A 20,082-nucleotide genomic window follows, 5' to 3' on the forward strand; every position below is an offset into this window, starting at 1 on the left:
CTAAATAAATTAAGGATAGTGATTACAAAGCGTTCAATTTCTCAATCAAAAACTTCGATACCTCATTAAAATAACGTTTCCTGCCATAGCCCATTACCCATTGTATGCCTTGCGTAGCGTTAGTAATAAAAACTTCTTCAGCTTCTTTTAATATTTCAGGGTTGATTTGTGCCTCAATCAAAGGCATATCGTTCATTTTGCACAACTGCATAATAGCTGTCCGCATTACACCACTTATGCAACCTTCAGCTAATGAGGGCGTATAAATCTGCTTGTTGTACACCACAAAAACGTTAGCGCTAATGCTTTCGCAAAGAAAGCCATATTGGTTCAGGATCATCGCCTCATCCAGGCGGTTTTGACTTTTAAAAAGTCCGGCCATAACATAAAGCAGGGCATTGGCTGTTTTAAAATTCGAGAGTTTATTAACCGGCTTGGTCATTTCGTCAAAAACATCTATGATCAAACCTTTACTGTTTAACTCATATGCAGATGTTTTTAAAGGAATACCTTCTAAAATATAACCTGCTTTATTTATTTCGGGTGTATAAACACCTGCTCCTCCCCTATAAACTGAAAGACGAAAACGCACGTTACCGTTCCATTTGTTGCGTTTTGCCAGATCGGCTGTTTTTTGGCGCAGAAAATAATCATCCATTAAAGCATGACCGTCAATTTTAAGCGCCTTCATGCCAGCTGTTAATCTATCGGCATGTAAATCGGCAAATTGCAGCTTATTATTAATCATCCGCATGCTTTCGAACAGTCCATCGCCAAATTTGAAACTTCTGTTAGAAGCTGTCAGAATCGGGTCATCTACCGCCTGAAATTCATCATTAAATAAGAGGTACTCCTGATGCATATTTTATGATGTAGCGATATAATTTTCCCATTTGGTTAGGCCAGCTTTAAAATCGGGTGGCAATGGCGATTCAAAATAAACATACTCTTTAGTGGTGGGGTGGATAAAACCCAAACTTTGTGCATGTAAAGCCTGACGTGGCAACAATTCGAAACAGTTATCTACAAACTGTTTGTACTTATTAAACGTAGTACCTTTTAAAATCTTATCGCCACCATACATTGCATCGTTAAAAAGCGGGTGACCAATGTGTTGCATGTGTGCCCTGATCTGGTGCGTACGGCCCGTTTCTAACTCACAGCTGATTAAGGTAACATAACCCAAACGTTTTAATACTTTATAGTGTGTTACAGACCATTTCCCTTTTTCTTCATCGTCGTAAATATCCATCACCCGACGGTCTTTCACACTTCTGCCAATGTAACCGGTTACCGTTCCATCGTTTTCGATATCGCCCCAAACCAAAGCAATATATTTACGGGTAATGCTGTGATCAAAAAACTGACGTGCAAGGTGCGTAATCGACTTTTCATTTTTACTGATTAGCAATAAACCCGAGGTATCCTTATCAATACGGTGCACCAGGCCCGGGCGACCATCATTGCCCGGCAGTTGAGGGAGTTGTTCAAAGTGGAATGCCAAAGCATTAACCAAAGTTCCGGTATAATTGTTAAAACCTGGGTGTACCACCATCCCGGCAGCCTTATTTACGACCAAAAGATCGCTATCCTCGTAAATGATATCCAATGGCAAATCTTCAGGATAAACTTCGGTATCGCGCGGTGGGTGCGGTAAAACGATAGATATTTCATCATGAGGTTTAACCTTGTAACTCGCTTTGATCTGTTTCTGGTTAACCAGTACATTCCCTGCATCAATTGCATTCTGAATACGGTTTCGGGAAGCATTTTCCACGCGCACCATCAAAAATTTATCGATACGCAGCAAAGACTGCCCCTTATCGACAATAATTTTTAAATGTTCATATAATTCCTGCTCTTCTGATTCCTGCAATTCGACCACATTTTCCATGGGGCAAAAATAAACTTTTAACTTCAAGAATTTTTTAATGATTACAGTTTTAAAGAAAACAACTCTATCTTTAGACAAAGAAATCATCCTAAATCGTTTATATGAAGAAATATTACATTTTAAAGGCTTTATGTGCCTTATTTTTATTGGCAACGGCTGAAAAAGCAAGTGCTCAACAAGATGTTGGAGACTTGTTTGTGGGCGGGCCAGCCGATGCAACCAAATTGGTTAATGCCTATTTCGATCCTTTATACAAAGGCTTAGGACTGGGTTTAACGGATGGATGGTCTAACACTGCCCAATCAAAAGGTTTTTTAAAATTTGATGTCAGGGTTTCAGCCTCCGGAGCTTTTGTTCCGCAATCGGCCAGAAGTTATGATGTAAATACATTAGGTTTAAGCAATATTAAACCTGCTGCTGGTGCTTCTTCAATAGGCCCTACTGCTTTTGGAGATGATCGCGAAGGTGGTAAAATGGAAGTGTACACCAGCAGCGGTATCCCTACAGGTAAATTTTTCAACCTGCCACAGGGCGTGGGTTTCCATGTAGTACCTTCGGCACAGATACAAGCTACGCTGGGTTTACCAAAAAACATTGATGTTACTTTAAGGGCAATGCCTAAAATAAAACTGGGTAACGATTTAGGAAGTTTATCCATGATCGGTTTTGGTGCAAAAGTTGAACTTTTACCTTTATTTATGGGATCAACAACAGAGAAACTGGTTCCTGTAGACATTGCAATCGCAGGAGGATTTACCCAATACAAATATAATTTACCATTGAATATCGATAATTCGGCGAATTCGGATCAACGTATAGATGCTAAATTCAATGGTGTAAACTTTGATGCCATTGTTTCCAAAAAAATTCTGTTTTTCACCCCTTTTGCCAGCATCGGTTACCAAACCTCGAACACTAATTTAAAGGCTTTGGGTACTTACCGTTTTGCCACCAGTGCCACAACTTCGGCAACTTATGTTGACCCGATTTCGGTTAAACAAACCGATATTGACGGCATCCGGGCAAGTTTAGGCTTTCAGCTGAAATTTGGTTTCTTTAAGTTTTATGGTTCATATACCCAGGCAAAATACAGCATGGTTAATGCAGGTATTGGGTTAGGGATCGGTAAATAACAAACGATTAGATATAATTTTGTTTAAAAACACCTGAAATATTCAGGTGTTTTTTATTTTTACACGTGTTCGAAGAAATATATAGCGCGGTACAAAAAATAACATTTGCACCTTTTAACAATCTTTCTGTAAAGCGGGATGATCTGATTGACCCCTATATTTCGGGTAATAAATGGCGCAAACTTAAATACATTTTAGCTAAGGCTGAGGAGGAAAAAAAAACACATTTGGTCACCTTTGGAGGGGCTTATTCCAATCATCTGGTAGCTACAGCTGCTGCTGCATCAAGATCAGGGTTAACCGCTACAGCTTTTGTACGTGGAGAAGAAGTACAGAATGAAATGTTATTGCTATGCAGTTTATTCGGGATGCAACTCATTTTTACCGACCGTGAAAGTTATCGGGATAAACAAAAATTGTTTCAACAGCATTTTGCTGACGATGAAAAAAGCTATTTTATTGATGAAGGTGGTGCTTCGCCAGAAGCTACCATAGGCTGTGCAGAAATCATCCGTGAGTTAACCGAAACTTACGACCACATTTTTTGTGCCGCCGGAACAGGAACCACAGCGGCAGGCTTATTGAAAGGAATTCAGCAACATCAATTAAACACGAAACTCCACATTATCCCCGTGCTAAAAGGCGGTTCATTTATTGAGGATGAAATTGTGCAGCATACGCCTCTTTCTGATCATTTAAATCTCCACTTAGATTATCACTTTGGCGGCTATGCAAAAATAACCCCTGAACTGATCAGCTTTATCAAAAATTTTACTTCAAAAACTGGACTGCTGCTAGATCCTGTTTATACGGCAAAGATGTTTTATGCCATTTTCGATTTACAGAAACAAGGAATTATCGGTAAGGATGAAAAAATCCTGGCCATTCATACCGGAGGATTGATGGGGCTTTTTGGGATGAGGGATAAGTTTTAAACAAGTGACCTTTGACTTATTGAGCCAACTGGATAAAAATGAGTGACATCACCTATCTTTTTTATCATCAAGTACTTTGGCAGAACAAATCTCGTTCATGTCAGGAAGTGAATTTGACCGTTTTTACAAGCTATTATGATGATAAAACAAATTATAAAGACTTTGATAAAAGAACTATGAATGCTGTTATAGTATTTATTTCGGTGAAAGTTTAAATGCGGAAAGGGTGGCCATTTCTGCCGAAATGCCCCCTACAAAGAACCATCTTTTTTCTATCGTGATAAAGTTAGAACGCCACTCATTTTATATAAATACCCGAAAACAAATAGTCACCATCAAAGTTAAGTGTTACCGTATAGTTCCCATTTTTAATTTCTATATAATTGGAAATTTTTAAATCTTCGTAATTCTTAATGTCAGTTTTGTTAAATAACCTGATGGCTTCCTTATAAGGGATTCCCGGTCGAAGGCCATTTTCAAATGAAATCGCTACCCGCTTAAAATCCTGAAGATTGTAGCCCTTTAGGAGGTTGGTTGTCGCATTTTTACCATTACCCTGTCCTGCAGAAAAATAGAAATAAATGGTTTTGTCCTCATTGTTATAGGATATTTCCCTGTCAGAAGCTGTACTGCCATTTATGACCATCACTCTTTCAAAGTTTCGATTGGTAGATGATGATATAAAATCCTGCTCCGTTGTTTTTCCTAAAACAAACTTATTGAGGTTCCAATCTTTATCTATTTTAACAGTGGGCTTATCGGTAACTTCTTTTTTGGAGGGGGTATTTTTAAGCAATTCTTTGGTATATGCATCTATGTTGCATCCTCCAAAATCAATCGTCCCATTCATAATGTCCCAATAACAGGTTTTAGATAGATTAGTATTGTTCAAAACAATTAACCGGTCATAATCAGGAGCAAAAAAGATAAACCTCTGCTCATTCTTTACATTCCAATATAGCCCATTATCGGTATTGGGATTTTTGGTTCCTTTTCCGTATTTGCTTTCAAGTTTTGCTAGCAGCTGCTTCTTTAAATTCCCGGTTTTCATTTCTATCCTGATACCATAAAAAGTATTCGCTGCTTTATACTTTTTAAGGATAGCATCCAAAGCGGCTTTGTCCTTGAACGGCTCCACATCAATATGTCCGCCACCTTGTTTGGTCAGGCTGTCTGTTTTAAGAAGTTCCGAATCGATCTGGAAAAACACTTTCTGTCCAGTCAGATCTATCCCGTCAAAAGTATAGTGTTTACCATCGTTAACTTCAATCAGCAGGCAATAGGGATATTCAACTGTTTCAACACCTATTGTTTTAGCATCACCAAAATCCACCATGCTTTCAATGGATTCATTAAGGCGCAGTTGTGACAAGTCTTTCTTATCTTGACCTCTGCAGGAAATCATAAAGGGAAGGAACGCTAGTAATATGATATTTTTTTTCATTGAGTTTATTTTTTGGGCGGATGGCGGTGTAATTTCAATTGGCATGCTTTTATTCAAAGAAATCACGGCTTACCTTAAATAACAAGTAATTCTAACAATCTGCTCTCTTAGAGAATATTTTCAAATGTTACCTTGATCATTTCTATTTTATCAGTTTTAATCCTGTTTCAAGAGCATTATCGCCTATCACTTCCTTATCAGGACGTACACCAACGCCCTCCCAGTTCGTTTTCGTAATTGGGTTTATTGCTCTGGAATTGGGAATATTAGCCGTAAATCCGCTACCTATCGGTTCTGGAGCTACGGGATGCGCACCGCCTCCGGTACGTTCTCCAACGATTAGCGCCCGGTGCTGGGCTTGGAGATCGTAAGCCAATTCCTCTCCAGCTGAAAAAGTGTGATTATTAGTTAAAATATAGATTGGGATGGTCTTAAGCGACTGCAAAGAAGTTTCTGGTATTGCCCAGAATTGAATATAAGAGCGGTCGTGACGGCAATAAAGGTCGTTTAGATGTGTTTTTTCTTTGAAGAAGAATCCGCAGAAAAAACTTACAGCAGCCGGATCTCCACCCCGATTATCCCTGAGGTCGATTATTAGTGCATTACTATTGCTAACAAACTGCAATGCCGCTGTAACTGCTATCTTAGCCTCCTGGTCAGGCGGGAAAAAACCTTTCAACTTTAAATAACCTATATTTCCGGGCATAATTTCAGCTTTTTCCATTCCAAAATTTACTTCTTTTCTGAATTGAAGGCGCCTTGTCCTCTGTGCAACGGTATCAGGTTTTTCTTCTAATTCAGCTGCCCGAGGATCGTAGGTAATCGACAAGTGACCATCTTGATAAACCGACATTAGGTCTGTAGTTAATTTATTTGCAAAAACACTTGGTGTCTGGATGGTATCGTAGACACCCATTTTAAATTGCCGGCTAATAAAATCCCCCATCCGAATGGCAGTGTCAAGAAAAATATAATTTTCTTTTAAGCTCTTTGAGATGCCAGCAATGGTTTCTCCTTTTATCTTCTTTGTTAGAACACGATTCTGTGAAATCGCCGCCAAAGAACACGACAAAATTATCAAAAGGGACAGTATAAAGGTTTTCATATGTTTTACTTTAATACAATTTAAAAAAACGCAAAATTTTGGCGGTTCTTTCTGCCTACATTCATAACATAGCATTTTTGTAGTGGCTTGCCAAGAATATAAATGTACACTATTTATCCTATCTGCAACATTAACCCTCACTTTCATCTAACCGTGTACTTTATATTTAAAGTTACTCATGATGGTAAGGGTAAGTATATCATCGGTCTGGTTTCCTTTGATAAACTAAGCCTCATCCCTGTTATAATATCCTGTAAAACTCCGGGGATTTTCAGGCTGAAAAGAGAACTTGATATCAAATCTCTACTGATTGCCTGTCTGATCTACTACCAGTTCATTAGTGCCGTAGCTTTTCTTATCTTACAGGCCTGTCATAATGCACCCATAATCAAGTATTGAATGAATCCAACTTCAAATATCTGCGATCTGCTTATCCTGGATAATATAGAGATCTTAGTTCTGAGAATAAAAAGGACTATTTTCCTTTCACATCCGTTTTTTGGTAACGAAACGCTAAAACAGCAATGGGAAATACTTAAGAAACTAAAAAAAATCAATATTTGAATTTTATCAGATTGAAAAATATAAGAACTATTATGACAACCTATAAACTAAGGAAAACCTGTTATTTATTCTTCATTTTGACATGTTTTTGTTCGAAGTCTTTTGCGCAAAGTAATCAGGACAATACCTTAAAAGGTATCATTAAAGATTCGAATAATGAGGTTGTAGACGGTGCAACTCTGCTTTTAAAAAATGGTATTGATGGTCAGGTAATTAAACAGACATTGAGCGATAAGGATGGCAACTTTTCTTTTACGGTTAAGACTGGTACTTATCTGATTTTTATTAGTTATTTGGGCACGCTGTCTTACCAGAGTGAGCTGTTAAAATTAACAGGCAACATGGATGTAGGTGTTATAACGATTGAAACTACCGCCCGTAGTTTAAAAGAAGTTGTTATTCAGAGTTCCATGAGTAAGCCGCTTGTTAAAATCGAAGGAAGAAAAATGATTTATAACATTGAAAAAAGCATAACAGCTCAGGGTTTAAATGGCTTGGAAGCTTTAAGAAAAACACCGGGAGTAGTTGTGAACCAGGACAATACAATCACCCTGAATGGAGCCAGTGCTGCGTTGGTGATGATTAATGGCAGACAGACCTATTTACAGGCTGAAGAATTGGCTCAACTGCTTAAGTCAATGTCCGCATCCGATTTAAAAGCTATTGAAGTTATCAAAAACCCTTCTGCCGAGTATGACGCTGCAGGAACTGGTGGCATCGTCAATCTTGTACTTCAAAAATCAATTGCCGAGGGTTTCAACGGTACTATTAATAATGGTGTCGCTTTTGGTATTACCTTAAAGCAAAACACAAATTTGAACCTTAATTTTCGAAAGGGTAAATTTAATGCCTTCGGTAGTTACAATCATAATTTTGGACATTTTGCGATGGACTACGATTATGACCGGACGACAAACGGAAAGGTATATATAAACTCCAATCATGATGTGGACAAAAAACATAGTATGGGATCTACTGTCGGTTTAGATTACGCAATAGATACCACCAAAACAATCGGAATGGTGATGAATGGTAATTTTTCAAGTGGTGGCGGCTTGATCACACCGACGACAAATATTTTTGATCAGTTAACAGGAGCACTTTTACAGACACTTAAAAGTGAGAGTAGCTATCCGGCACAAAGGGCCAGACGTTATAATGCCAACTTAAACTATAGGTATAAAGGTAGTAATCGCACAAGTCTGGACATAGATGTCGACTATGGCATTTTTGATGCCGCTACAGAAAATTTGAGTACCAATGCTTTTTATTCAGCTGAAGGGAAATTCCAGTCCTCAAATAATTTCCTTGTGGCCAATAGCCGAAATATTAAGCTATATGCGGTTAAGGGTGATTATGGCTTTCCAATCGGGAAAGGGCGGATGTTAACAGGCGCTAAGTTCTCTGAGGTAAATGCAAAAAATGTATTTGACCAGTATGATGCAAATGGCAGCGTCAATGTTATTGATATCAACCTGTCCAATACTTTTGACTACAAGGAACAAATAAGTGCTGGATACCTTAAATATGAAACGCCAATAAATGATGCACTGAGCTTTGATCTTGGCGTGAGATTAGAACATACACATTCCGAAGGAAACTTACTACCGACAGCAGGTAGTAGTCAATCTGCGACTTCTGCAGTTAGAAACTACCTGAACGTTTTCCCTACGGCTGCAATAACTTATAAAACTAAGCAAGAAGGCACCTACAACCTAAGTTTTGCACGTCGCGTTGACCGCCCGGCTTATAACAACCTGAATCCATTTTCATATCCTGTAGATGAACTCTCCTATTGGAAAGGTAATCCGTTCCTGCAGCCACAGTATGCGAATACATTAGCGCTTCAATATAGTTACAAAAAGACGACCATCGCTGCCAGTTACACACATACAAGCGATGTAAGCAGCACTATTACGGAAGTAACTAAAGGGAGTATCATTAATATGGTGCCCAGGAATATCGGATTTCAGAACAATATAAACCTAACTGTTACACAACAGATCAGGTTGGCAAAATGGTGGAATATGAGTCTGACCGGTATTGGATATCGTCTGGAGAATAAAGTAGGAACTATAGATTATGGGAATTATAACCGGAGCCGTTTTGCGGGAACGATTAATATTCAACAAACCTTCAATCTTCCCAGTCACATTACTGCCGAGGCAATAGGCGTGGTTAACTCAAAAAATATAAGTGGATTAAATACTTATATAAAGGGTAATTCACAGGTTGACATTGGCCTGCAAAAGAATCTGATGCATGAAAAAGCAACGCTTAGAATAGCGGCTTCCGATATATTAAGGAAAAATAAGATTATTACAGATACTCAACTTAATAATTTACTGCTTCATACCACCTATGTGGGCGAGAGCCGACAGATCAGATTGAGTTTTACCTATCGCTTTGGAAACACCAGGATCAAATCAAAAGACAGCCGCGAGTCTGGACTGGAAAATGAATCGCGACGATTATAGCGTTTTAAAATTATATTTTTTTTGCGGTTTAAACACTCGAAAAATCAGTAAATAAAACTCCTGAGATCAGAGTATTTCATAGGAATTGGTCAGCCGGTAATTACCTGCGAATAATTGAGTTAATCCAGGTAGCTATATCGTCCAATACTTTTGGCGACATGGTTTGTTCGATAAGCTGATATTCTTCGAAAGCCCCAGTTTTAGCCTCCTGAAAAAGGTGATTGACCCCTGGGTACTCAATTATTTTATAGTTCCTATTCCTGCCTTTATCCAAAGCTTGTTTGATTCCGCGGAGGTTCTCTTTAGATGTAACCTGGGCATCCAATGAGCCGTTAAGTACTAATACCGGACATCTGACAAGGCTTAAATTACGGGCGGGCTCATATTGAAGAAAATACTTAAACCAAGGAGTAGTCGACCGTCGTATCAGCGTTTTGATTTCCTGATCCATTACATCAGCGGCCGGTCGTATTTCAGGCGGCAAACTCGCCATAGCTTTGGTAAGGTAGGCAGTTAACCTGATATTTAAATTATTGGTATGGTTTTTCATGATAATCTCGTACATGCCATGTTCCAGTTTAACATTCTTATCAACCATCTCTTTGGTACCCCCCGAAAGTATCCCCAAACGTTCCGACTGTAAATCCAGTAGTTTCACTATGGGAATACCAGGTGCAGCCATGAGTATGATAAAGGCGACATCCTTGTTACCTGCAGCAACCATAGGCGCAATCATACCGCCTTCACTATGTCCTGCCAAGCCAATTTGACGAGGATCAACTTCTTTCCGACTTTTTAGATAAGCAACGGCAGCCGCAGCATCGTCCGCGAAGCTGACCGATGTCGACGTTCGAAAGTTTCCCGTAGAATGAGCAGTGCCACGATCGTCATAACGGAGCACGCCAATACCCTTTCTGGTAAGATAGTCGGAAATAACAAGAAAGGGCTTATGGTCAAATAATTCTTCGTTCCGGTTCTGTGGACCTGATCCGGATATCAAAATAACGACCGGGTACATTCCGCTATCCGCTGGAAGGCTAAGTGTGCCTGCCAGGGTAACACTGTCTTTGGCATTTGTAAATTTGACTTCTTCCGTATAATAAGGATAAGGGGCTTTTGGTGTCTGCGGACGTTTTGCAGACTTTTGATTCTGCGCTCCGGCAACAAGTACCCAGGTGATCAAGACGAGTGTTAAGAAAGTCGATTTCATTTTATTATATTTTTAAATATTAAGCTATGTACTGTGCAATACTATGTATATAAGCAAAAAAATTATTTGCGCCGGAGTAAACGGAGCAATAGTGTGTTGAGGAGATACGCGATAATCATGATCATGATCACTATTGGCACAAACATATTACCCAGCACCTCGCGGTTCCCAGCCGGCCGGTCCAGAATAAATCCAAACCCGATAAACCGTCCATTACTTACAAAAAGACCGGTATCAGAAGGATGAATAAATTTCAAAAATATCAGCAGGCCGAAAGTAGAGATTAACAGATAGATCGCCGCCAATACCACATAACCTGCGCCATTGGTAATGTTCAGTGTCAGGGCCTGTAAAATATGCCTTGGATTGAAGGTACGGGTAGCCTGGCGTATTTTCTTATCCGCGACCATGGGTTGAAGTACTTCTTCAGGCATTCCCAGTTTATTCAAAACATCCATTAGAATATCGATCTCTTTTTCCGGGGTACTATTACAGGTAGCTTCATAGACATGGCTTTTCAGCTCCATGGTCAGTTCACGCTGATCATCTTCCGATAAGATGGCTATACAACGCCTGACCCGCTTAAAGTAATCATCGTATATCTTTTGTGCCGTCTGATTGTTAAAAGTCTGTTCTTTCATTTTTGAATTTTTCTTATAGCCGTTTCCAATGTTGACCAAATAGTGCGCATTTCAAAAAGCGTAGCTCTGCCACCAGCGCTCAGCGTGTAATATTTCCTGGGAATACCCGATTCCTGCTCTACCCATTTGGATTCGACTATACCTTCCGTTTTTAAACGGTTCAGCAGTGGATACAGCGTGCCCTCTGCCACTTCCAGGGTAGTATGGCGTTTGATTTCCTGTACCAACTCATACCCGTAATATTCTTTTTCGGAAAGAATATTAAGAATAATGTATGTCAGTGTTCCTTTCTTTACCTGCGAAAACCAATTCTGTACAAATTCACTATTCATCCGGCAAATATAATACATAGTTATACAATGTGTATTAGCTATACTAAGTATATAAGATAAAACATTGATTATCAGCATTAATAATTTTTAACAATCTATTAAAAGTGTTCCAGATAGTAGCATATTCTAAAATATCACATACTTGTTGAAAGCGTTTACTAGCAGCTACTGAGAGTATACTTACAATTAAGGCTTTGACTATACGGTCTCTTGGCTATTTGGAGGGATTATGGCGCTTTTTTTAGCTTTTTATAACCTGCAAATGAATTTTGATTTTTAAAAACGTATGAATTGAGGATAAATCTGACAGCAGGATGAATTAAACCGAAAAGTCATGAGAAAAATGGATTTAGACCCGAAGTGTATATTTGTTCAGAGGGAAGGAACTTAGGTGTGCATCATACGGTAATTAAATTGGTACCCAGTTTGGCCCGAAACAACGGGGTCACTTTCAGATTCTTCGCACTTCCTTTATCCATCTGTACTCAGATTTTTTTACCACACTTTCTAAATGTTGTCAATTATTAAAAATCGGCTTAGGTAATTTTAGGATTTAATGATTTGATATAGATAAAAACAAAAATTCGAACCATAATCATATTAGGAGCAGACAACTGGAAAAGTCTGATCAAAACCATCTTAATCTAATGGAAAAAGATGAAATAGAGATGCTTTGAAAGAGATTCCTGCCAAAAAGTTTTCCACACTTGTGAAGTCCAAAACCCTATTTTGTCTATAATCATACTTTAAACTGTTTAAACCTATTTTTTGCTTCATGGGCACAAAAAGTGCTTAAATTTTGATTTTAGGCACATTTAACTAAATTTGGATTATACCAAAACCAAGTTTATGTATCAATTAACAGTACCTGCAGATCACGTTAACGAATCTTTAAGTAAGCACATTTTGGCCGATGGTTTCGACCTGACCTACGATATGGAAAAGAGTCACGGTGCCTATATTTACGATTGTAAATACAATAGAACTTTGCTCGATTTTTTTACCTGCTTTGCTTCCGTTCCTTTAGGTTATAACCACCCTAAAATGATTAATGATGAAGCCTTTAAAAAAAATCTTCTCCTCGCTGCTTTAGCCAATCCATCGAACTCTGATGTTTACACCCAGCAGTATGCACAGTTTGTTGAAACATTTTCTAAAGTTGGCATCCCTGATTATTTGCCACACGCTTTTTTTATTGCGGGCGGAGGCTTAGCAGTAGAAAATGCAATTAAAGTAGCTATGGACTGGAAGGTTCAGAAAAACTTTGCAAAAGGATATACTGAAGAAAAAGGCTTTAAGGTTTTACACTTCGAAAGAGCTTTTCATGGCCGTACGGGTTACACGCTTAGCTTGACCAATACCTTACCTGATAAAACCAAGTGGTTTGCCAAATTCGACTGGCCAAGGGTGGCTGTTCCAGAAGTTAAATTTCCACTTTCGGGAGATAATTTAAACCATGCCATTGCAACCGAAGAAGCCTCGCTGGCACAGATCAAAAAAGCCTTTGCGGATAATAAAGATGATATTTGCGCGATAATTGTAGAACCGATCCAATCTGAAGGTGGAGATAATCACCTACGGGATGAGTTTTTGATCCAACTTAAGACTTTGGCCGATGAAAACGATGCCTTTTTGATTTATGATGAAGTACAAACTGGTGTTGGCTTAACCGGTAAATTCTGGTGTCACCAACATTTTAGCGAAAAAGCCAGACCTGATATTTTGGCTTTTGGTAAAAAAATGCAGGTTTGCGGTATCCTTGTTGGGAATAAAGTAGACGAAATTGAAACCAATGTATTTAAAGTACCCAGCCGGATTAACTCAACATGGGGAGGCAATCTTGTAGATATGGTACGTTCTACCCAGATTTTACAGATCGTAGAAGAAGATCAGCTATGCGACAATGCTGCAAAAATAGGCATGTATTTAAAAGAGCAGTTGAAAAATCTGTCACACAAGTTTGATCAAATGACAAATATACGTGGAAGGGGTTTGCTGTGTTCATTTGATTTCCCGACAAAAGAAATGCGCAATGCATTTATTGGTAAAGGATTGGAGAACAATGTGATGTTTTTGGGCTGTGGCGATAAAACCATACGCTTTCGTCCTGCACTTTGTATTGAGCAAAAGCATATTGACGAAGGCTTGACGGTTATGGAAAAAATATTGCCTTTATTGTAGGCATGAATAGAAAATCATTAGTTTATTTCTTCGTCGCAGGGATTTTAGTATTGATCATTTTCATGGTTAAAGATGTTTTCGACCAACCTGGGATTGGGGATATGAAAGCTGGCTTTAAGGAAATTATCAAGTATAGAAACGCCAATAACACTGGTCCGGTACAACGGATCTACATCGTAACGGTTAAAGATTCGATATGGAAAGAGATGGAAGATTATGGTAACCTAATGCCCCATACTAAATACGGGAATACGAAAGTTTACTTCTTTATGCAAAATGGAAATGTTCCAAGTAGATTAGAGCCTGGAGAAGTAAACTTCGACCCTCAGTTTAATAAAAATTGTATTGCCTTATTTGAAAAAAGTGCAATGAGCCAGGTGGCGTTTAACAAGTATCCGTTTTAAAAGCAGTTTTTTTCTAATTACAAATGAACCGTGATTATAGTTCGATAAGTCCGTCAGCAAAATCGCTTTTACTTGCCAAAAGTTTAACAAATATCCCCTTTGTTGCCGATGCTGTTAAGTTAATTTACGGTAACGACGCCCTTGAAAAATTATATCATAAAGATTTTGATGAGGTATTTTTAAAACGCTTGGTGCATTTTGAAAGTAGATATTTATCTCTGGATAGCTTACTTTTTGCATCAGGCTCTTTAAATATTATAGAAATTTCTTCTGGCTATTCTTTCAGGGGCCTGGACCTGGTTTTAAGGCATCCAACGATTTATTATTTGGATACTGATTTACAAGGTGTAATCGATATCAAAAAAGATTTGGTTGATCGGCTAATTGTAGATGAGAAATTACAACTAAAGGGTAAACTCAAAACCGAGGCTTTAAATGCTTTGGATGGAGACGCTTTTTCAAATGCTATAAATCAAATGCCTCTTGGCCCGATTAGTATTATAAATGAAGGTTTATTGGTGTATCTAAATAATGAAGAAAAGATATCATTATGTAAAACCATCCATAAATCATTAAAACAAAGAGGTGGTTATTGGATCACAGCTGATGTATATGTTAAAAGACCGATACCTAAAAATGAAACCAATGATCATTTTTCTCAGTTTCTGGAAGCACACCATGTAGAAGATAATAAGTTTGATAGCTTTGAACAGGCTGAACACTTCTTTCTTGAACAAGGTTTCAAATTGATCACTAAAGCAACTTCAGTCTGGCATCAACTTTCCTCGCTAAAATATATTGATATTGAATTGTTAAAAAAAATGAAAGAACAGGCGAATAAAATTGGGAGAATCAGGGAAACCTGGGTGTTAAAAGCGATTTAATTAAACAGAACGAAATACCCAGCATTCAAATAGGTAAAATTCCATGACTTGTTTGCCGGATGCGTTAATCCTTATGATTTGGAAATGAAGGGTTCTGTGCATTTGGCATTTTCAGTCCCGCTTTCCCTCCTGCCAATTTGATCCCGATGTAAAATCGGGAGGCATCCGTTCCAATCGGGTTTATGTTCAAAGTTTAGTACTTTGAAAAAAACCGCTGTTCAATAAACCTGACAGCAGCGGCAGCCCCGATTTTTCTATCGGGCTACAGCGAATGGCAGGACTGTAGCACCTATGAAATGCTGACGTTCGTTTCTTAACCCTAAAAAATCTATTATTTATTTTCCCTACGAGTCTTCGACTACGCTCAGACTGACAAGCAACTAATTACCACAGCTCAAAACTAACGAAGTTCCCAAACTGCTCTTACCCTTTCAAACTTCGTGAGTTTTCCTCCTAAACAAATGCCGAAAATCCGGTTATTGCACGGCCAACAATCAATGTATTAATTTCTTTTGTCCCCTCGTACGAATAAATCGCCTCGGCATCGGCCACAAAACGTGCTACATTATATTCGAGTAAAATACCGTTTCCGCCCATTACTTCCCTTGCTTTGCTTACTACATCACGCGTTCTTAATGAACAGAATACCTTGGCTAGCGAAGCGTGCTCATCTTTCAATAAACCCTGATCCTGCAATTGTGACAACCTAAAACATAATGTTTGCATGGCCGTTAAATTCGACAACATTTCAACTAAATGGTTTTGAATCAACTGAAAAGATGCAATGGGTTTACCAAACTGTTTTCGGGTTTGGGTATATTCCAAAGCATTTTCATAAGCACCCCGGGCGCAGCCTACCGCCTGCCAGGCAACCCCTGCTCTTGTCATTTGTAGTACCTTAGCGGTATCTTTAAATGAGTTAGCATTTTGCAAGCGATCTGCTTCTTCTACTTCGCAATTGGTTAAGGTAATAATCCCATTCTGCACGATCCGCAAGGCCATTTTATCCTGCATTTTCTCTACAGCAAAACCTGGATTGTCTTTTTTCACGATAAAGCCTTTTACTTCTCCGCTTTCCTCATCGCGTGCCCAAATAATTAAGATATCTGCAAAGGTGGCATTACCAATCCATTTTTTTTGGCCATTTAAAATCCATTTACCGGCTACCTTTTTACAGGTTGTGGTTAAACCGCCAGCAGCAGCTGAGCCAACTTCGGGTTCGGTTAATCCGAATGCACCAATAATTTTAAATTGCTGCATGAGCGGTAACCACTGTTGTTTTTGTTCTTCCGATCCACATAAATAGATCGATCCCATGGCTAAGCCGCTCTGTACACCAAAAAAAGTAGAAATCGAGGTATCAATCCTGGCCATTTCCATCGCTAAAATACCTTCCATTAAATTCGATTTCCCCGGACAGCCATAACCTTTATAGGTTAAACCACAGATGTTGAGTTCGGCAAGTTTTGGGATAATTTCGAAAGGGAATTCAGCTTTGTTCCAATAATGATTTACAATGGGTTTAACTTCCTTCTCTAAAAATGCACGTACTTTTAACTGGAGTTCACGGTCTTCATCTTTGAGCGCTTCGTCGCCCAAATGGTAAAAATCACCTTCAATGGGTGGCAGTTCTTTCTTTTTACCGGATCCACCCATCATTTTCATCATCCCCTGGATTTGTTTATCATCCAGGCTTGATATGGTTTCGACCATTTTTGGTAAATCGACTTTTTTCGATAAAGCCTCTAACTTATCGAAATCTACGTGTTTAAAAAGATTGTAAGCGTTTTTGAGAGAAGAGAATATATTCGCCATTATTATTCGTTTTGAGAATAACAAACGAAGGGCGGTTTTGTTGGACTGTCAAAGTAACCGCAAAGCGCGTAAAGGTTTCGCTAAGGAAAAGAAAGGGTTCTGAGAAGCATTAATTTACTCCCCCTGACATAGTTCAGGAAACACTCCTGTTTTTTAATTTCTGTCAAATGTTTTCGGAATTATATTTTTGTCCGTTTCGCCACAAAATGTCCAAGAGATAATATACCAACGATAATTATCAAAAATTAGCTGAATACTATTTATTCCTCTTCTTTCAACTTTTCCGTCTTTTTCTAATCTTGTTTCATAAGTACTCCAAATGTGTGCAATATTTCCAAAAACTCTAACTTCCCGATTAACCTCGCTTTCATAAAAAGCTGTACCAAAAACCATTTCATCAGTTTCTTTATGAAATTCTTGCAGTGTCATAGTTACTTGTTTTTGCTTTTTTCTGTCAAAATAAGAATAAACTGCTTTTTGATGGTGCAAATAATTATCTCTTTCCCATTGTCTTTTTGCTCCTTTTTCGCCTGAAACAACCTCATAACTTGCTTTCATTAATGCATCGATTGTTTTTGCATCATTTTCAAATGGATTGTTCTGTGCTTTTAAACTCCCGGTTGTCATAAATATCATAGTTATTAAGTAAAATAAAAATTGTTTCATAATCTTTTTTTTACAAAACAACTCAGATAATTTTATCCAAAAAAATAAGTTATTTGGTTTGTTTAAGTTTTTATGTGATCTGTCAAATTTCTTATTTAGAGTAGCAATTTTTCAATACTAATTAATAGACAATCTTTATAACTTTTTGCTATTGTAATTTTATGTTCACCTATAATTAAATGATTATCTTCTATATATTCTACATTTTTCAAATTCACGATGTTTGAATTATGAACCCTCATAAATTCATCAGGTAATTTGCCTATAAGGTCTTTTAAGGTTTTGTAGTAAACATATTTTTTGCTGTTTTTGACAAATATTTCAACATAATTCCCCAATCCTTTTACAAACAAAATGTCGTCAAAATTTAATTTGATTAATTTTCTGTCAGTTTTTATAAATGTGAAATTTTGCTGATTTGTCATTTTATGGTCGTTTAGTTAAAATTGCCACGAACTCACACCTTTGCGCGCTTAGCGAAAGTCTTCTTTTCTTTGCGGAAAAAAACTACCTCAAATCAAACAAATTATCAACACCCAACAATTTCCGCGAAGTAAAGCCTTCGCCAAAAGTGGCGCCAATGCTTTTACCGAATTCTCTTGAACGGCCAATTACGCTTTCGAAAAATTCCGGCGATGAAATATAAGTTTGCAAACCATCTACATCAGGATTATAAAACTGTGTTTTAAAAGCCTTAATCGATTCAATTTTCTTATCCATGTGATCAGAAATATCTACAATAATATCAGGCTTCAGGTATCTGTCCTGGATGTACTGCAACAATAACCTCGGGCGGTGGGCCTCTTGTTTAACATCATCTATCAACGTTTCAATTTTTGGCAAACCTGATAAAAAAACCGAATCATAAACCAGGTCGCCTGCCCTTCCGTGATCAGGGTGACGGTCTTCCAAAGCATTGCTTAAAATAATTTCGGGTTGGTATTTCCTGATGACTTTAATTACTTCTAAACGGTGAAATTCATCATTCTGAAAAAAACCGTCCCTCATGCCTAAATTTTCGCGCACATGTAAGCCCAAAATTTTTGCAGAGTCTGCCGCCTCTTCATCTCTTGTTTCTGCTGTACCACGCGTACCCAGTTCGCCTCGGGTTAAATCTACAATTCCAACTTTTTTACCAAGCGCAATATGTTTTAAAATTGTACCTGAACAGCAAAGCTCTGCATCATCGGGATGCACGGCGATCACTAAAATATCTAACTTCATGATGTAATTATTGGGTATTTTGGCTCAGCAGTTGCTGAATTTTCTTTTTAATTTTCGAACTCAACGGCTTGGTGAAGGGCAAGAAATAATCTTCCAGTTCGCCATTTTTGTTCAGCAGGTATTTATGAAAGTTCCAACGGGGTTTCGAACTTAATTTTGCGTTTTGCTTTTTATCACTCAGGAACTGATAAAGTGGGTGAGCATGTTCACCACGAACCATAATCTTTTCAAAAACAGGGAATTTTACACCGTGGTTGATCTCGCAAAAAGATGCGATATCAGACCCATTTAAGGGTTCCTGTTTTCCAAAATCATTTGTGGGAAAGCCCAGAATTTCAAAATCAGGGCTGTTAATCTCGTCTTTAAGTTGCTGTAATTCTTTTAACTGTGGCGTAAAACCACATTCTGATGCGGTATTTACAATTAAAACAACTTTGTTGCGGTAGGCTGATAATGGCTGCTCTTCGCCATTAATTTTCTTAACCTTAAACGAATAAATATTCGGAATGCGTTCCTGCATTATATGTTATTGATAAAATCCTGACGTACGGATAATAGACTCTATATCTCTATCTGTATTCGGATCGTAAGTACTTTTTAAATTATGTCCTACCACACGGGCAACAATCTGATAAGAAAATGCAGCGAAACCTCCTTTGGTTTGCTTTACTATATCGTATGTTGTTCTGCCTACTTCGCGGTCGATCAGTTTTGTTAAAATCTGACCTTGAGTAATCGTTAATTCCTTTATTTCGCGGTTAAACATGTCTTTAATTTCTTTATCACATTGTTTAACCAGTTGTTTCTGTTCTTTTTTCTCGGGAGTCCGCGCCAAATCCTGTTCCAATTGCTCGTATCGGCGTTTTGCAAACAGCGCATAAGGCATTACTTTTAATACGTTATACCTTAAACGATTGTAGGCAGCCTGTTCTGCCGGCGATTTCCAGATTCTGGCTGCGTAAATGTTAACCTCATTAAGTTGCATCCAGGGAATCATGACACCATTATCGTTTGTTGAGGCTACTCTAATCGTATCGCTTTTACCCTTTTTTGGAAATACAGGTGCAGCAGGATCCTGGGCTCGTAGCGAAATGCTGCAAATCATTACAATAGAAAGAAAAAAGAGCCCTTTAAATTTCATAAATTTATACTTTTACAAAGTTAGGTGTTATT

The 20,082-nt window shown here is 38.2% G+C and carries 19 protein-coding genes; 6 read left to right on the forward strand and 13 right to left on the reverse strand.

Translation table 11 applies throughout. The features are described from left to right. Positions 1 to 22: 22 nt before the first annotated feature. Together KYH19_RS13530 and KYH19_RS13535 are read right to left on the reverse strand one after the other, a co-directional pair. Positions 23 to 862 carry an aminotransferase class IV gene (locus KYH19_RS13530; protein ID WP_219075514.1) on the reverse strand — a complete coding sequence of 280 codons (840 nt, stop codon included), beginning with the start codon at positions 860 to 862 and terminating at the stop codon, positions 23 to 25. 3 nt (positions 863 to 865) lie between these two features. Further along, a complete protein-coding gene (locus KYH19_RS13535; RefSeq protein WP_132395286.1) occupies positions 866 to 1,894 on the reverse strand; it encodes an RluA family pseudouridine synthase in 1,029 nt (342 codons plus the stop codon). Positions 1,895 to 1,995: 101 nt separating this feature from the next. Here KYH19_RS13535 and KYH19_RS13540 point away from each other — a divergent pair, with 101 nt between their 5' ends. Next, complete coding sequence (locus KYH19_RS13540; RefSeq protein ID WP_219075515.1) at positions 1,996 to 3,027, forward strand: DUF6588 family protein; 1,032 nt, start codon at positions 1,996 to 1,998, stop codon at positions 3,025 to 3,027. A gap of 65 nt (positions 3,028 to 3,092) precedes the next feature. Continuing rightward, positions 3,093 to 3,962: a 1-aminocyclopropane-1-carboxylate deaminase/D-cysteine desulfhydrase gene (locus KYH19_RS13545; protein ID WP_219075516.1), complete on the forward strand. Its 870-nt coding sequence runs from the start codon at positions 3,093 to 3,095 to the stop codon at positions 3,960 to 3,962. 298 nt (positions 3,963 to 4,260) lie between these two features. On the opposite strand, the gene KYH19_RS13550 is transcribed toward KYH19_RS13545, so the two are convergent. Both KYH19_RS13550 and KYH19_RS13555 read right to left on the reverse strand, forming a co-directional pair. Beyond that, positions 4,261 to 5,406: a hypothetical protein gene (locus KYH19_RS13550; protein WP_219075517.1), complete on the reverse strand. Its 1,146-nt coding sequence runs from the start codon at positions 5,404 to 5,406 to the stop codon at positions 4,261 to 4,263. A 142-nt stretch (positions 5,407 to 5,548) separates the two neighbouring features. Further along, entirely contained in the window at positions 5,549 to 6,511 is a 963-nt protein-coding gene (locus KYH19_RS13555; RefSeq protein ID WP_219075518.1) for a S41 family peptidase, read from the reverse strand. A 641-nt stretch (positions 6,512 to 7,152) separates the two neighbouring features. Here KYH19_RS13555 and KYH19_RS13560 point away from each other — a divergent pair. Next, positions 7,153 to 9,552, forward strand: a complete 2,400-nt coding sequence (locus tag KYH19_RS13560; RefSeq protein ID WP_219075519.1) for an outer membrane beta-barrel protein — start codon at positions 7,153 to 7,155, stop codon at positions 9,550 to 9,552. 100 nt (positions 9,553 to 9,652) lie between these two features. Here the strand turns inward: KYH19_RS13560 and KYH19_RS13565 are convergent, their stop codons facing one another. From KYH19_RS13565 to KYH19_RS13575, 3 genes are all read right to left on the reverse strand, one after another. After that, positions 9,653 to 10,762: a S9 family peptidase gene (locus KYH19_RS13565; RefSeq protein WP_219075520.1), complete on the reverse strand. Its 1,110-nt coding sequence runs from the start codon at positions 10,760 to 10,762 to the stop codon at positions 9,653 to 9,655. Between the two features lie 62 nt (positions 10,763 to 10,824). Further along, entirely contained in the window at positions 10,825 to 11,403 is a 579-nt protein-coding gene (locus KYH19_RS13570) for a hypothetical protein (RefSeq protein ID WP_219075521.1), read from the reverse strand. Next, entirely contained in the window at positions 11,400 to 11,735 is a 336-nt protein-coding gene (locus KYH19_RS13575) for a PadR family transcriptional regulator (RefSeq protein ID WP_219075522.1), read from the reverse strand. Before KYH19_RS13575 ends, KYH19_RS13570 begins: the two co-directional genes overlap by 4 nt. 849 nt (positions 11,736 to 12,584) lie before the next feature. On the opposite strand from KYH19_RS13575, the gene lat reads away from it, so the two are divergent. From lat to KYH19_RS13590, 3 genes are read left to right on the forward strand one after another with little or no spacing between them, the layout of a single operon-like run. Beyond that, positions 12,585 to 13,916: an L-lysine 6-transaminase gene (gene lat, locus KYH19_RS13580; RefSeq protein WP_219075523.1), complete on the forward strand. Its 1,332-nt coding sequence runs from the start codon at positions 12,585 to 12,587 to the stop codon at positions 13,914 to 13,916. 2 nt (positions 13,917 to 13,918) lie between these two features. Further along, positions 13,919 to 14,320, forward strand: a complete 402-nt coding sequence (locus KYH19_RS13585) for a hypothetical protein (protein WP_219075524.1) — start codon at positions 13,919 to 13,921, stop codon at positions 14,318 to 14,320. Between the two features lie 23 nt (positions 14,321 to 14,343). Next, positions 14,344 to 15,204 (forward strand): hypothetical protein, encoded by an 861-nt coding sequence (locus tag KYH19_RS13590; protein WP_219075525.1) that lies wholly within the window; start codon positions 14,344 to 14,346, stop codon positions 15,202 to 15,204. Between the two features lie 453 nt (positions 15,205 to 15,657). On the opposite strand, the gene KYH19_RS13595 is transcribed toward KYH19_RS13590, so the two are convergent. The 6 genes from KYH19_RS13595 to KYH19_RS13620 all read right to left on the reverse strand — a co-directional run bounded on the left by KYH19_RS13595 (position 15,658) and on the right by KYH19_RS13620 (position 20,050). Next, entirely contained in the window at positions 15,658 to 17,019 is a 1,362-nt protein-coding gene (locus KYH19_RS13595) for an acyl-CoA dehydrogenase family protein (RefSeq protein ID WP_121287176.1), read from the reverse strand. A gap of 153 nt (positions 17,020 to 17,172) precedes the next feature. After that, positions 17,173 to 17,685, reverse strand: a complete 513-nt coding sequence (locus KYH19_RS13600; protein WP_255562421.1) for a hypothetical protein — start codon at positions 17,683 to 17,685, stop codon at positions 17,173 to 17,175. A 95-nt stretch (positions 17,686 to 17,780) separates the two neighbouring features. Further along, positions 17,781 to 18,110, reverse strand: a complete 330-nt coding sequence (locus KYH19_RS13605) for a LytTR family DNA-binding domain-containing protein (RefSeq protein WP_219075526.1) — start codon at positions 18,108 to 18,110, stop codon at positions 17,781 to 17,783. An 82-nt stretch (positions 18,111 to 18,192) separates the two neighbouring features. Further along, positions 18,193 to 18,909 (reverse strand): bacillithiol biosynthesis deacetylase BshB1, encoded by a 717-nt coding sequence (gene bshB1 / locus KYH19_RS13610; protein WP_219075527.1) that lies wholly within the window; start codon positions 18,907 to 18,909, stop codon positions 18,193 to 18,195. Between the two features lie 7 nt (positions 18,910 to 18,916). After that, the gene (locus KYH19_RS13615) at positions 18,917 to 19,429 is read right to left on the reverse strand and encodes a glutathione peroxidase (protein ID WP_219075528.1); all 513 of its coding nucleotides are present in this window, start codon (positions 19,427 to 19,429) and stop codon (positions 18,917 to 18,919) included. A gap of 6 nt (positions 19,430 to 19,435) precedes the next feature. Next, positions 19,436 to 20,050: a DUF4294 domain-containing protein gene (locus KYH19_RS13620; protein WP_193423666.1), complete on the reverse strand. Its 615-nt coding sequence runs from the start codon at positions 20,048 to 20,050 to the stop codon at positions 19,436 to 19,438. Positions 20,051 to 20,082: the final 32 nt, after the last annotated feature.

This window comes from Pedobacter sp. D749 (assembly GCF_019317285.1).
In the GTDB taxonomy this organism is placed as follows: Bacteria; Bacteroidota; Bacteroidia; order Sphingobacteriales; family Sphingobacteriaceae; genus Pedobacter.